General features: G+C 71.8%; 13 protein-coding genes. 5 read left to right on the top strand and 8 right to left on the bottom strand.

What is annotated here, in order from left to right:
* Positions 1-2: 2 nt before the first annotated feature.
* The 4 genes from AB0B98_RS14285 to AB0B98_RS14300 form a co-directional block, all read right to left on the bottom strand.
* Positions 3-1,037: a GntG family PLP-dependent aldolase gene (locus tag AB0B98_RS14285; protein ID WP_238667406.1), complete on the bottom strand. Its 1,035-nt coding sequence runs from the start codon at positions 1,035-1,037 to the stop codon at positions 3-5.
* A gap of 102 nt (positions 1,038-1,139) precedes the next feature.
* Entirely contained in the window at positions 1,140-2,546 is a 1,407-nt protein-coding gene (locus AB0B98_RS14290; protein ID WP_357362919.1) for a class II 3-deoxy-7-phosphoheptulonate synthase, read from the bottom strand.
* Between the two features lie 87 nt (positions 2,547-2,633).
* Complete coding sequence (locus AB0B98_RS14295) at positions 2,634-3,137, bottom strand: nuclear transport factor 2 family protein (protein WP_238667407.1); 504 nt, start codon at positions 3,135-3,137, stop codon at positions 2,634-2,636.
* A 181-nt stretch (positions 3,138-3,318) separates the two neighbouring features.
* Positions 3,319-4,944: a glycosyl hydrolase family 18 protein gene (locus tag AB0B98_RS14300; protein WP_328652807.1), complete on the bottom strand. Its 1,626-nt coding sequence runs from the start codon at positions 4,942-4,944 to the stop codon at positions 3,319-3,321.
* Between the two features lie 167 nt (positions 4,945-5,111).
* Between AB0B98_RS14300 and AB0B98_RS14305 the strand changes: the two genes are divergently transcribed.
* Both AB0B98_RS14305 and AB0B98_RS14310 read left to right on the top strand, forming a co-directional pair.
* Complete coding sequence (locus tag AB0B98_RS14305) at positions 5,112-5,603, top strand: glutathione peroxidase (protein ID WP_357362921.1); 492 nt, start codon at positions 5,112-5,114, stop codon at positions 5,601-5,603.
* Positions 5,604-5,957: 354 nt separating this feature from the next.
* Complete coding sequence (locus AB0B98_RS14310) at positions 5,958-6,632, top strand: NADPH-dependent F420 reductase (RefSeq protein WP_357362923.1); 675 nt, start codon at positions 5,958-5,960, stop codon at positions 6,630-6,632.
* A gap of 35 nt (positions 6,633-6,667) precedes the next feature.
* Here the strand turns inward: AB0B98_RS14310 and AB0B98_RS14315 are convergent, their stop codons facing one another.
* On the bottom strand, positions 6,668-8,266 hold the full coding sequence (locus tag AB0B98_RS14315) for a glycosyltransferase 87 family protein (RefSeq protein WP_357362925.1): 1,599 nt from the start codon (positions 8,264-8,266) through the stop codon (positions 6,668-6,670).
* 69 nt (positions 8,267-8,335) lie between these two features.
* Positions 8,336-8,881: a hypothetical protein gene (locus AB0B98_RS14320; RefSeq protein WP_357362927.1), complete on the bottom strand. Its 546-nt coding sequence runs from the start codon at positions 8,879-8,881 to the stop codon at positions 8,336-8,338.
* A 100-nt stretch (positions 8,882-8,981) separates the two neighbouring features.
* Here AB0B98_RS14320 and AB0B98_RS14325 point away from each other — a divergent pair, with 100 nt between their 5' ends.
* From AB0B98_RS14325 to AB0B98_RS14335, 3 genes are all read left to right on the top strand, one after another.
* Positions 8,982-9,653, top strand: coding sequence for a methyltransferase domain-containing protein (locus tag AB0B98_RS14325; protein ID WP_357362929.1), 672 nt, complete (start codon positions 8,982-8,984; stop codon positions 9,651-9,653).
* Between the two features lie 108 nt (positions 9,654-9,761).
* Entirely contained in the window at positions 9,762-10,631 is an 870-nt protein-coding gene (locus AB0B98_RS14330) for a DUF4397 domain-containing protein (RefSeq protein WP_357362931.1), read from the top strand.
* On the top strand, positions 10,628-11,305 hold the full coding sequence (locus AB0B98_RS14335) for a class F sortase (protein WP_357362933.1): 678 nt from the start codon (positions 10,628-10,630) through the stop codon (positions 11,303-11,305). The genes AB0B98_RS14330 and AB0B98_RS14335 overlap by 4 nt, the downstream gene beginning before the upstream one ends.
* A gap of 214 nt (positions 11,306-11,519) precedes the next feature.
* Here the strand turns inward: AB0B98_RS14335 and AB0B98_RS14340 are convergent, their stop codons facing one another.
* Positions 11,520-11,870: a DUF2203 domain-containing protein gene (locus tag AB0B98_RS14340; RefSeq protein WP_238667414.1), complete on the bottom strand. Its 351-nt coding sequence runs from the start codon at positions 11,868-11,870 to the stop codon at positions 11,520-11,522.
* 46 nt (positions 11,871-11,916) lie between these two features.
* Positions 11,917-12,735 carry a pyrroline-5-carboxylate reductase gene (gene proC / locus AB0B98_RS14345; protein ID WP_238667415.1) on the bottom strand — a complete coding sequence of 273 codons (819 nt, stop codon included), beginning with the start codon at positions 12,733-12,735 and terminating at the stop codon, positions 11,917-11,919.
* Between the last annotated feature and the right edge of the window lie 107 nt (positions 12,736-12,842).

Consider the following 12,842-nt stretch of genomic DNA (forward strand, 5'->3'; position numbering starts at 1 on the left):
TTTTAGGCTGCGGCGAGGATGCGGGGTAGGGCTGCCAGGGCGCGGTCGATGTCCGCGTCGCTGAGGCCCAGGTGGGTGACCAGGCGGGCGGTACGGGGGCCGAGCACCGAGATCAGTACGCCCTCGGCCCGCGCCGCGGCGGCCAGGGCCCGCGCGTCCAGGGTGTGCTTGGTGAGGTCCAGCGCGACCAGGTTGGTACGAACCGTGGTGGCCAGCACACCGAACGGCGCGACCGCCTCGGCGAGCCGGGCCGCCTTCGCGTGGTCGTCGGCCAACCGGTCGATGTGCTGCGCGAGCGCGTACCGACCGGCGGCGGCGAGAATGCCGGCCTGGCGCATGCCCCCGCCCATCCGCTTGCGGATCAGCCGGGCACGTTCGATCTTCTCCGCGCTGCCGAGCACCAGCGAACCGACCGGCGCGCCGAGGCCCTTGGAGAGGCACACCGACAGCGTGTCGAAGAGCCGGCCGTACTCGATCAGCGGCACCCGGTCGGCGACGTGCGCGTGCCAGATCCGGGCGCCGTCACAGTGCAGCGCGACGCCCGCCTCGTCAGCCACCCCGCGCAGATCCCGCAGGGTCGCCAGCGGAATCACTCCGCCGCCGCCGCGGTTGTGGGTCTGCTCGACGGCGATCGCGCGGGTGGGGACGGCGAAGTAACCGTCCGGCCGGATCATCCCGGCCACCACCTCCGGGTCGATGTCCGCGCCCACCGCGGGCCAGGTCCGGGAGGAGATCCCGCCGTACGCGGCCGCGGCGCCGATCTCGTACGTGACCACGTGCGCGTCGGCGTCGCAGAGCAACTCGTCGCCGGGCGACACCAGCAGTTGCAGGGCGATCTGGTTCGCCATCGAACCACTCGGGGCGAACAGCGCCGCCTCGTGCCCGAACAACGCGGCGACCTCGGCCTCCAGCGCGTTGACGCTCGGGTCCTCGCCGTAGACGTCGTCACCGACCTCAGCGGCGGCCATCGCCTCCCGCATCCCGGCGGTGGGTCGGGTCACCGTGTCGGACCGCAGGTCCACGAACAGATCAGGCACTGTCATCCCTTTCAACTGCCAACTGGCAAACTGCGGGCTCGCACGCTCAGCCCCGCGTCAGCCATGGTCATCCTCTGACTTGCCGGCTGCGGGCTCACACGCTCAGCCCCGCAGCATTTCCGCTACGAGGAACGCCAACTCCAACGACTGCTGGGTGTTCAGACGCGGGTCGCAGGCGGTCTCGTACCGGTCGGGCAGGTCAAGATCCTCGATCCCCTGGGCGCCGCCGAGGCACTCGGTGACGTCCTCGCCGGTCAACTCGACGTGCAGGCCGCCGGGGTGGGTGTCCAGCCCTCGGTGCACCTCGAAGTAGCCGAGCACCTCGTCGACGATGCGGTCGAAGTGCCGGGTCTTGTAGCCGTTCGACGACTCGTGCGTGTTGCCGTGCATCGGGTCGCACTGCCAGACCACCTTGGCCCCGGCGGCGGTGACCTTGGCGACGATCGGCGGCAGCGCGTCGTGTACCCGGTGGTTGCCCATCCGGCTGATCAGGGTGAGCCGCCCGGGGATGTTGTCCGGGTTGAGCTTCTCGCACAACTCGATCGCCTCGTCCGGGGAGGTCGTCGGGCCGAGCTTGACCCCGATCGGGTTGGCGATCCGGGAGATGAAGTCGATGTGCGCCCCGCTGATCTGCCGGGTGCGCTCGCCGATCCACAGGAAGTGCCCGGAGAGCCCGTACGCCCGACGGTCGGAGACCCGGGTGAGCGCCCGGTCGTACTCCAGGGCCAGGGCCTCGTGGGAGCAGTAGAGCGTGACGGTGCGCAACGCCTCGTCGTCGGTCATGCCGCAGGCCCGGATGAAGGCCAGCGCCCGGTCGATCTCCCGGGCGATCGCCTCGTAACGCTCCCCCGCCGGGGAGTTCTTCACGAAGCCCTTGTTCCAGTCGTGCACGGCGTGCAGGTCGGCGAGCCCGCCGGCGAGGTACGCCCGGAGCATGTTCATCGCCGCCGCGGAGTTCGCGTACGCGCGGATCATGCGCTGCGGGTCGGCCACCCGGGCGGTCGGGTCGGCCTCCAGCGAGTTGATCATGTCGCCGCGGTACGCGGGCAGGCCGCGGGCGTCGGTCGGCAGCGAGCGGGGCTTCGTGTACTGCCCGGCCACCCGGGCGACCTTGACCACCGGCAGCGACGCCCCGTAGGTGAGCACGATCGCCATCTGGAGAAGGGTGCGGGCGTTGGCCAGCAGGTGGCTCTCGGTGTTGTCCACGAACGTCTCGGCGCAGTCACCACCCTGCAGCAGGAACGCCTTGCCCTCGCAGACCAGGGCGAGCTTCTGTCGGAGTTGGTCCACCTCGTAGGGCGCGACGACCGACGGCACCGTGTCGAGGACCTTGCAGACCGCGGCCACGGCAGCCGGGTCGGACCACGGCGGAACCTGCTCGCGGGGCAGCTCCCGCCATCGGTCCAGACCGAGCGCGGCGTCCTCGGCGGAATCGACTGTCGGTCGGCTGGTCTGCAGGCCCGGGCTGCCCACAGCGGGATGGCTCAACTGATGCCACTCATGGCGCATGTCAGAAAGCGTACGGCGACGGTAGCGGTGGCCGGGCGGCGAGGGGGACGGTTCCGGCAGATGGGAGATCAATCTGCCGGACGCCGGTCAGGACGCGGGGGTGGGGGCGACGCCGGTCGGCGTGGGGGCGACGGGCCCACCCGGCGCTTCGCCGGCGATGCACCAGTCGCTTCCGTCCCGGGTGACGGTGAAGATCAAGGGCCGGATGACGGTGCGCTTGCCGACCGCGACCGAGACCGAGACGCGGACCTCCTGCCCGAGCGGACCGGACCGGATGTCCGTGATGGCCGCCTCCGGCACCTGGAAGTGGTCGGCGAAGTCGCCGTTGGGGCCGGTGGCGCCCAGGTCGAAGCCGTCGTGCAGCAGAGCGCAGAGCTGGCTGCGGCCGGCGTCGACGTCTTTGGCGGCCATCGCGTCGAGGTACGCCTGCACGCGCTCGCGGGAGCGGGTGGTGGCCTCCTCGGCGGGGGCTCGGGCCGGCTTGGCGGCGGACTTCTCGTCCTTGTCGCCGATGCCGCAGCCGACCAGGGCAACCGGTAGCAGCATCAGCCCGGCGGCGGTCGCCGCCAGCCTGCGGTGTGTCGGGCGCATGATCACCTCCGTCGGCGGTGAGATCGAGACGTGCCGAGCCGCGAGTCTGCCACATCCGGCTGACCGAGCCCAACGGCGGCGGCCCGGCCGACGCTGGGCGTCGACCGGGCCGCTGTGTCACGGGCGGGAAGGGACGGTGCGGGCCCCTTCCCGCCGTGTGGGTGGTGCGTCGGCCCTCGGCTCAGCCGAGACCGCCCTTGATGGCGCCGATGAGCTCGCCGTTGCTCGTGTCACCGGAGAGCTCCCAGAAGAACGCGCCACCGAGGCCCTGGTTGTTCGCGTACGTCATCTTGCCGTTGATGGTCGACGGGGTGTCGTAGCTCCACCAGTTGCTGCCGCACTTGGCGTACGCGGTGCCGGCGATCGTGCCGGTGGCCGGGCAGGTGTTCTTGAGGACCTTGTAGTCCTCGATGCCAGCCTCGTAGGTGCCCGGCGCCGCGCCGGTGGCGCTGCCACCCGGAGCGGCCTGGGTGACACCTGTCCAGCCCCGACCGTAGAAGCCGATGCCGAGCAGCAGCTTGTTGGCCGGGACGCCCTTGCTCTTGAGCTTCTGGATCGCCGCGTCGGAGTTGAAGCCCTGCTGCGGGATGCCGGTGTACGAGGTGAGCGGTGAGTGCGGTGCCGTCGGACCCTGGGCGGCGAAGGCGCCGAAGTAGTCGTAGGTCATCGGCATCAGCCAGTTGAGGTTGCCGATGGCGCCGGCGTAGTCGGTGGCGTCGATCTTGCCGCCGTTGCTGCCGTCCGCGGTGATGGCGGCGGTGACCAGGGCGCTGGACCCGAACTTCGACCGCAACGCGCTGATCACGTTCTTGAACGCGTTCGGGCCACTGCTGTCACAGCTCAGACCGCAGGCGTTGGGGTACTCCCAGTCGACGTCGATGCCGTCGAAGACGTCCGCCCAACGCGGGTCCTCGACCAGGTTGTAGCAGCTCTCGGCGAACGCGGCCGGGTTCTGCGCGGCCTGGGTGAAGCCGCCGGACCAGGTCCAGCCACCGAACGACCAGATCACCTTGAGGTGCGGGTTCAGTTGCTTGAGCTTGCGCAGCTGGTTGAAGCTGCCGCGCAGCGGCTGGTCCCACGTGTCGGCGACGCCGTCCACGCTCTCCGCCGCGGTGTACGCCTTCTCGTAGTCGGCGTAGCTGTCACCGATGGCGCAACGGCCACCGGTGGTGTTGCCGAAGGCGTACAGGATGTGGGTCAGCTTGGCGGCCGAGCCGCTGGTCTGGATGTTCTTGACGTGGTAGTTGCGCCCGTAGACGCCCCACTCCGCGAAGTAACCGACGACCTTCTTGCCGCCCGGGTTCGGCGGGTTGGTGGTCGGCGGTGGCGTGGTGGGCGGAGGGGTGGTGGGCGGCGTCGTCGTCGGTGGGGTGGTGGTCGGCGGAGTGGTGGTCGGCGGGGTCGTCCCGCCGCCGCACGCGGCACCGTTGATGGTGCAGTTCAGCGGTGCCTTGTAGGCCCCGCTGCCGTTGTATCCCCAGCTGAACGAGGCGCCGGGGGCGATGCCGCCGGCCCAGCTCTTCTTGACCGCGACGTAGTGGTTGCCGCTGCTGGTGACGTCGGCGTCCCACGCGCTGCTGATGGTGGTGCCCGACGGCAGGTCGAACTCGATGCGCCAGGTGGTGACGGTGGCGCTGGAGCCGTTGGTGACCGTCACCCTCGTCTCGTGACCGGTCCCCCAGTCCTGCGCCTTGGTGAAGGTGGTGGTGACCGTGCCGGCGCCGAACGCGGTGGTCACCGGCACCGCTGCGACGGTCACGGCGACCACGGCACCGGCCCAGAGGGCCCGGCGGAGCGATCTTTTCATGAGGCGTCTCCCGAACTGTTAGGAAACTTTCCAAAAGAGATGGTGAGACGGTACTCACGGCGTCATCAGTTCGTCAAGATGCGCATGTTTCGATTTCTCCTGGTGCACGGAGTGCTCACGCTGCGCCCACCCCGGGTCGACAGCCGACCGGCGCGTAGCCTCGGCCCATGACCGTCTTCGACATCCCGATCGACGCCCTCAACGGCGGCCCCGCCGACCTGGCCCGCCACCGCGGCAAGGCGTTGCTGGTCGTCAACGTCGCCTCCCGCTGCGGCCTCACCCCGCAGTACGCCGCCCTCCAGACGCTCGCCGACTCCTACGCCGACCAGGGCCTCGTGGTGCTCGGCGTGCCGTGCAACCAGTTCGCCGGACAGGAGCCGGGCAGCGCCGCCGAGATCAGCGACTTCTGCCAGGTCAACTACGGGGTCACCTTCCCGCTGACCGAGAAGGTCGACGTCAACGGGCCCGACCGGCACCCGCTCTACGCCGCGCTCGTGGACACCCCGGACGCCGACGGGCACACCGGTGACGTGCGCTGGAACTTCGAGAAGTTCCTGGTGGCCCCGGACGGCTCGGTCGCCGCCCGCTTCGCCCCCACTGTCGCGCCCGACTCCGACGACCTGCGCGCCGCCATCGAAAAGACCCTCCCCACCGCCTGACACCCCGGGGCGCTCCACGGCGCCGCCTTGATCCCGCTCGAACATGGATGTAGTGGCCTCCCGTCTCTCGGATGCCACTACATCCAGGATCCAGCGTGATCTCGCCGGGTCGACGCCACGAAACGACAGGCGGTCCGCCCCGCTCGTCACCGGAGAGTGGCACGTCAGCGGGAAGCCGGTCGGCGACCAGCACGAGCAGTACGTTGTGCAGGACTGGCCCGCGCCGCCACCCAGGCACCCGCCGGGACGGCGTAGGTCGCGACCAGCCTGAGAAGTCGCCCGGCGGCGAACCAACCGAATAACCCACCAGGCTGGTCGGGAATTCGTCGCGGGTGGACGGAGTTGGGAACGAGCATGACAACTGTGGGACTGATCGGCAGTGGCAACATCGGCGGCACCGTGGCCCGGCTGGCCGTCGACGCCGGCTACGACGTGGTGCTGAGCAACTCGCGGGGCCCGGAGACCCTCACCGACCTGGTGGAGACCCTGGGCGAGCACGCCAGCGCCGGCACCGCGCAGGACGCGGCGCAGGTCGGCGACCTGGTGGTGGTCAGCGTGCCGCTGAAGGCGTACCGCGCGGTGCCCGTGGAACCGCTGGCCGGCAAGGTCGTCATCGACACCAACAACTACTACCCGCAGCGCGATGGCGTCTTCCCGGAGCTGGACTCCGGCGAGATCACCAGCAGCGAGTTGCTCCAGCGCCACCTGCCGGGCTCGCGAGTGGTCAAGGTCTTCAACAACATCTACTTCAAGGGCCTGGCCGCGCTCCCCCGGCCGACCGGCGCGGCTGACCGTAGCGCCCTCGCGATCGCCGGTGACGACGCCGCCGCGAAGGCCGAAGTGACGGCCTTCCTGGACCAGATCGGCTACGACGCGGTCGACGTTGGCCCGCTGGCCGAGGGGTGGCGCTACCAGCCGGACACCCCGGCGTACGGCACGCTCTACTCCGCGAGCCCGACCGACTGGGAGCACCCGGCCCAGGGCGACGCCGCGAAGCTGCGCGCCGCCCTGGCCGCCGCCACCCGCTGAGCAAGGCCAACCGCCGCCCTCCCCGCGACCGCCTGTCAGGTGGTCGTGCGGAGGGCGGCGGCGAGTTCGTCGTCGTAGCTGGCGATCGGCTGCCCGTCCGCGGCGTACGCGACGAGCCGACCGTGGGCCATCGTCGCCGACCGGAACGAGAACGTACGCGGACCCGGGTACGCGGCGAGCAGCGGAATGACCCGGGGTGCTCCACCCGGTGCGGAGTAGTACTCCAGGCGGGTCACCTGCGGGGAGACCACACCGTTGACCCGGACCTTTGTCTTCTCGGCGCGGGTGCCGAAGGTGACCGGCGCGTCGGTGGCGTACTCGGCGCATTCGGCCGGACCACGGCAGACGAAGAAGTATCGCGGGTTGACCACGTCGTCGAGGGTGTACGCCTTGAATGTGGGGTCGGCTCCGGCCGGCAGCGGCTGCACGGCGAAGAACGCGACAGTCACCGTGGCAGTGACGCCCACCCGCAGCCAGGCACGGCCTGCGGCCGGTCGTCTGCTCGTGCGCTGGGCAGCGAGGGCGACACCGCCGAAGCCGACGAGGCACAGGACGCACACCCCGACGGCACGGGAGTTCTCGAAGAGAAACTGCACTCCCGGCCGCGACGAGACCGGGCTGAGCACCGCGCCCAACGAGACGACCATGGTGGCGAGCAGTGCCGCGCCGGCGGCCCGCTGGGCGACGCCGGACGCGCCGATCAGCAGCATCGCGGCGAGCACCGGCCACACCTGGTGGTGGGTCCAGGACACCGGGGACGCGGCCACCGTGGCGCAGCCGACGAGCACGGCGGCGTGCCCGGCTCGGGCCTGCCGCGTCAACTGCCGGGCCCGGAGCAGCGCCGCCACGCAGATCAGTGCCACCATGGCGGCCCAGAGCAGGGGCAGCACCGTCTCGTCGACGCCGACGCGCAGCAACATTCCGTGCAGGGACTGGTTGCCCAACGAGGACAGATTGCCGATGCGCGAGGTCTGTCGCACGGTCTCGGTCCAGTAGGACCAACTCTCCGAGGGCAGCACGATCGCGGCGAGCCCCGCGCAGGCCACGAACGCGGCCACCGACCGACCGGCGTCACGATAGCGCCCGACGGCGAGGAAGTAGACCACGAACAGCAGCGGGGTGAGCTTGATCGCCGCGGCCACCCCGACCAGCGTCCCGCGCAGTCGGGGTGGGACGACGCCCAGCCCGTCGAGCAGGGCCATCAAGACGATGAGGATGCTGACCTGCCCGAAGCGTAGGTTGCTCTGCACCGGCGCGGAGAGCATCAGCACGGTCGCCGCCAGCGCCACGACGAGCGGGCGCCGGGAACGTCGGGTGTTCAGCGCGACACCCACCGACCCGGCGATGGCGACGACAGCCGCGCACGTCGACACCAGCCAGATCCCCTGGAGTACGCCCTCGCTGACGGCGGTGATCGGCCACAGCACGAGGGCGGCGAACGGCGGATAGGTGAACGGACCGCCGTTCTCCGCCACATACCCGTACAGCGGCTTGCCGGCGCGCAGGTCGGACAGCGCACCGTAGTAGATGTGCAGGTCGGAGAGGCGATCCGGACGGCGCAGAACGAGCACACAGGACACCAGCGCGACGACGACGAAGGCCGCCCACGCCAGCGCCACCCGGCGATCCCGCATCGCCCGAGAATAGGCGACCGTCTTGGTCCCGGTGGGCCCGGTAACGGCCGGCGCGGGGCTTGCGCGGGGTCAGGTCGTGGGGTCGGGCGACGGCTCTTCCGCAACGCCGGCCACCCGGTGCGCCAGTTCGGCGCGCAGCCGGTGGAGGTTCGGCGTGACGGCAACCACTGACAGGTGGACCTCCTGCGAGTTCCGCCCGCGCGCCCGGTTCCACACGCCCACCCGACCCCAGTCCCAGCGGTCCAGCACCGGCCTGGTCCGATCCCGATCAGCGATGTCGACGATCAGGGTCGGGCGGATCCGGCCGCGTACCTCGGCTCGGGTCAGGTCGGCCCAGTCGACCTGCACCGTCCCGCCGGCAGGCACTGTCAGTTCGAGGAAGTCACCGGTCAGCCGAAGTGGCAGCCCACCCTGACGTCGTAGTTGCACGGGGTAGCGGATCGCCGCCAGCAGGAGTATCGGCCCGTGCGGAAGCGGGTGGTACCAGGCGTTGCCGAACGCGACGCTGAGCAACGCGAAGGCCGGCAGGACCACAAGGCCCGCGCCGGCCACCCGGGCCAGCATCCGCCAGCGGGATCGTCGGAACCAGGTGTCCCCTGCATCGACCTCCGTCACCACTGCTGTTCAGTAGCCACATGTGAGCGGACGCAAACGCCCCACCGCTGCCTCCGGAAGAACGGGTTTCCCGGTTGGGCGCGACTCGTAGCCTGGGCGGATGGGGACGACGAGCACACCGGCGTACGACGCCCACGCGGACTGGTACGAGAGCTTCATCTCCGGCGGCGGCGACTATCTGCGGCGGGTGCACGCGACGGTGTCGGACCTGCTCGGCGCGGGCGAGGGCCCCTGCCTCGACATCTGCTGCGGTACCGGCGCGCACGCGTCGGTACCGGCGGGTCTGGGTTGGACGCCGGTGGGCGTGGACCTGTCCGGCGGGCAGTTGCGGCACGCGCGAGAGCGGTTGCCGGTGCTCCGGGGTGACGCGGGTGCCCTGCCGGTCGCCGACGCGTCGCTGCCGGCCGCGATGTGCGTGCTGGCCAGCACCGACCTGCCCGACTACCCGGCCGTGCTGCGCGAGGTCGCCCGGGTGCTGCGTCCCGGCGGGCGTTTCGTGCACGTGGGTGTGCACCAGTGTTTCGTGGGCGCGTTCGCCGACTGGAGTCAGCATCCGCGTGTCGTCGTCGACGCGCGGTACGCCGATCGGTCGCGCAGCTTCGACAGTTGGAACGCCAGCGGCGTGCGCGTACGGGTGGGTGCCTGGCATCTCCCCCTCGCCGATCTGATCAACGCGATAGTTGTCGCCGGCCTGCGGCTGGTCCGGGTCGTCGAGGCGGGCCCGGGCGGAGTCCCCGACCTGTTCGGCCTCCTCGCCCTCCGCGATCGGTAACGGCAGCCGACAAAACATCGCTGTGGCAACTTGCGCCACAGTCCTGTTCACGGGACCCTGTTCTCTGGGTTGCTGCCCGCTCACCGAACGTGCTCCCCCGGAGGCGACATGCACACGCTCCGTACCGTTCCCCGCCGGCTGCTGGCCGGTTCCGGCGCGCTCCTGCTCGGCACCGCCCTCGCCACCGCCGCCATTCCGGTTCCGGCGAACGCCGCGACCGGAGCGGACACCGTCGGATACGTCCGGCTCGCGCACCTCTCCCCGGACACCCCGGCGGTGGACGTCTACCTTGCCGCGCCGGGCGCGGCCAAGCCACAGGTCTTCCCCGGCGTCGGTTACGGCGTGGTCTCCGACTACCTCGAACTCGCGCCGGGCCGGTACGCGGTGGCCATGCGCGAGGCCGGCGCCCCCGCCAGCGACCCCCCGGTGCTCACCACCGAGGTCGCGGTGACCAGCGGGAACGCCTTCACTGTGGCAGGTGTGGGCCGGCACGCCGACCTCGGCCTGCGGGTGCTCAACGACGACCTCAGCGCCCCCACCGACGGCCGCGCCAAGGTGCGGGTCGTCCAGGCGTCGGTGCGGACCCCGGTGCTCGACGTGGCCGCCGCCGACGGCCCGATGATCGCCGACGGGGTGCAGTTCGCGACCACTACCGACTACCAGCAGGTCGAGCCGGGCAGTTGGCGGCTGAAGCTGACGGGTGCCGGCGGGCCGAGCACCGACGCCGAGGTGCGGCTCACCGGTGGCGCGGTCTACTCGCTGCTGGTGCTCGACGCGAAACAGGGCGGGCTCACCGCCGAGCTGCGCCGCGACGCCGAGGGCGGCACCGTCGTCCCGGCCGGCGGGGTGGACACCGGTGCCGGTGGCGCCGCCGGGGCCGGGCTCGACGCGTACCCGGTGGTGGCCGGCGGTCTGGCCGTGGCGGCCGGCGCGGTGGCTCTGCTGCTCTGGCGTCGGCGGCGGCGCACCACCTGGTGAACGCCGGGCCGGACCCGTCGATCCGGCGCCACCGTGAGCGCCGGATACCGCTGGCCGCGCTGGTGGCGGCCGGCGCGGCGGTCTGCCTGGCCGCCGCCACCGGGGTCGGGCTGGCCACCACCGGCCCACCACCGCCGATGGCGAGCTGGCACCCCGGCTGCGGCGACGACTGCCCGGCGGTGGCCGCCGCGCCCACGCCACACGGTCCACCCACGCGGGTACGCGTACCGCGCATCGACGTCGACTCACCGCTCACGGTGCTGGGTCTGGACAGCGCCGGTGTGCTGATTCCGCCTACCGACTTCCACACCGCTGGCTGGTACGGCGGCGGCCCGGCCCCGGGCGACACCGGTCCGGCCGTACTCGCCGGGCACCTGGACTCACGACGCGGGCCGGCGGTCTTCGCCCGGCTCGGCGAGTTACGGCCCGGCGACGTGGTGGAGGTGTGGCGCGGCGGGCAGCGGTTGCCGTTCCGGGTGACCGGGTCGCTGCGTACCCGAAAGGACCAGTTTCCGACCGCAGTGGTCTACGGCCCGACACCCGGCGCGGAGCTGCGCCTGGTCACCTGCGGGGGCGACTTCGACCGGCGGCGGGGCCACTACGTCGACAACGTGGTGGTGTTCGCTGTGACCGAGGCCCTCGACCCGGTCCTGCCGACGTCCGCGGCCGGCTGAGCCGCGCACCCGGCCGGCATGGGCCAGCGCCGCGAGGTCCCGGCCCGCCGCGTGATCAACTCGGGTTTGAGGAAGGCGCGGTGTCCGGCGTGCCCGGATGCCGCGACTTTCAGGATCCCGAGTGGATCAAGCCCTCAACCCGGCGGCCTCGCTCCGCCTCGGCGCGGGCCAGCACGGCAGGCCGCGCGGGCCCCGGCGCCAGGGCCGGGGGGTGTCAGAGGGGGCGGCGGCCGGCGAAGCCGCACTCTGCCCGGTGGTACCAGCGCACGTCGGAGTCGCCCTCCAACCAGCACCAGAGCACGGCGCGGCCGGCCCGCTCACCGGGAAAGTCCAGTAGCACCGGAGCGATGCCCTTGACCTGGATGTCGTGCTGGTGCAGCTCGTCGACGACGGCGTGCAGCCGAGCTTCCAGTGCCTTGTCCTCGGCCAGCCCGCCGAGCGCGCTCACGCCGTGGTCGGCCAGGTCGGCGCGCAACTCGGCCAGGTCGGCCCGGACCCGGATCAACTCGTCGACGCGCGGTTGCAGGGTGGCCACCAGGTGCCGGGCCTGGGCGAGTGTGAACACCGGGCCAGTATGCGGCACGTACGGCCCCGTGGACCGCCCCGACCGCTCAGTCGGCCTGTGCCGCCAACTCGCGGGCGCGATCCCGGGCGGCCTCCAACGCGGCGAGCAGCGCCGCGCGTACGCCGTGCTTCTCCAGCTCACGAATCGCGGAGATGGTGGTGCCGGCCGGCGAGGTGACCGCCTCGCGCAGCTTGACCGGGTGCTCGCCGGAGTCGCGCAGCATCACCGCCGACCCGATCGCGGTCTGCACGATCAACTCGTGCGCCACCTGACGGGGCAGCCCGAGCAGGATCCCCGCGTCGATCATGGCTTCGACCAGCAGGTAGAAGTAGGCCGGGCCGGAGCCGGAGAGCGCGGTGACCGCGTCCTGCTGCGATTCGGGCACCCGGATCGTCTGGCCGAGCGGCTTGAACATCTCCTCGGCCAGCGTGAGGTGCGCCCCGGTGGCGTGCGCGCCGGCGGAGATCGCGGTCATCGCCTCGTCGACCAGCGCCGGGGTGTTGGTCATCACCCGCACCACAGGGGTGCCCTCGGGCAACCGGCGGCTGAAGAAGCTGGTGGGCAGACCCGCGCACAACGAGATGACGAGCTTGTCTGCAGGCACCTTGGGGCCGATCTCGTCGAGGAGCGCGGCGGCGTCCTGCGGCTTGACCGAGACCGCGAGCACCGCTGCCTCGTCCACGGCGGTCAGGTTGTCGACCACCCGTACGCCGTACCGGGCGGTCAACTCCTGGGCGCGAGCGGGTCGGCGGGCGGTGGCCAGCAGCCGGTCCACCGGCCATCCCGAGCGCAGCAGCCCGGAGAGCATCAGCTCACCGATCTTGCCCGCGCCGATCACCGCGACCGTGTGCACTCCGGCTGACATGTCGGCCCGTACCCCCTCGCATTGGGTCGCGGGGGGGGGGGGGGGGCCCCCCCCCCCCCCCCCCCCCCCCGGGCGCGGGGGGGGGGGGGGGGCGCGGCGCCCCGGCC

The sequence above is a fragment of the Micromonospora sp. NPDC048947 genome (assembly GCF_040649495.1).
GTDB lineage: Bacteria > Actinomycetota > Actinomycetes > Mycobacteriales > Micromonosporaceae > Micromonospora > Micromonospora alfalfae.

Bases quoted from the DNA above. Each gene is read 5' to 3' on its own strand.
- AB0B98_RS14290 (WP_357362919.1), bottom strand. From the start codon at position 2,546: ATGCGCCATGAGTGGCATCAGTTGAGCCATCCCGCTGTGGGCAGCCCG.
- AB0B98_RS14295 (WP_238667407.1), bottom strand. From the start codon at position 3,137: ATGCGCCCGACACACCGCAGGCTGGCGGCGACCGCCGCCGGGCTGATG.
- AB0B98_RS14300 (WP_328652807.1), bottom strand. From the start codon at position 4,944: ATGAAAAGATCGCTCCGCCGGGCCCTCTGGGCCGGTGCCGTGGTCGCC.
- AB0B98_RS14305 (WP_357362921.1), top strand. From the start codon at position 5,112: ATGACCGTCTTCGACATCCCGATCGACGCCCTCAACGGCGGCCCCGCC.
- AB0B98_RS14310 (WP_357362923.1), top strand. From the start codon at position 5,958: ATGACAACTGTGGGACTGATCGGCAGTGGCAACATCGGCGGCACCGTG.
- AB0B98_RS14315 (WP_357362925.1), bottom strand. From the start codon at position 8,266: ATGCGGGATCGCCGGGTGGCGCTGGCGTGGGCGGCCTTCGTCGTCGTC.
- AB0B98_RS14325 (WP_357362929.1), top strand. From the start codon at position 8,982: ATGGGGACGACGAGCACACCGGCGTACGACGCCCACGCGGACTGGTAC.
- AB0B98_RS14330 (WP_357362931.1), top strand. From the start codon at position 9,762: ATGCACACGCTCCGTACCGTTCCCCGCCGGCTGCTGGCCGGTTCCGGC.
- proC (WP_238667415.1), bottom strand. From the start codon at position 12,735: ATGTCAGCCGGAGTGCACACGGTCGCGGTGATCGGCGCGGGCAAGATC.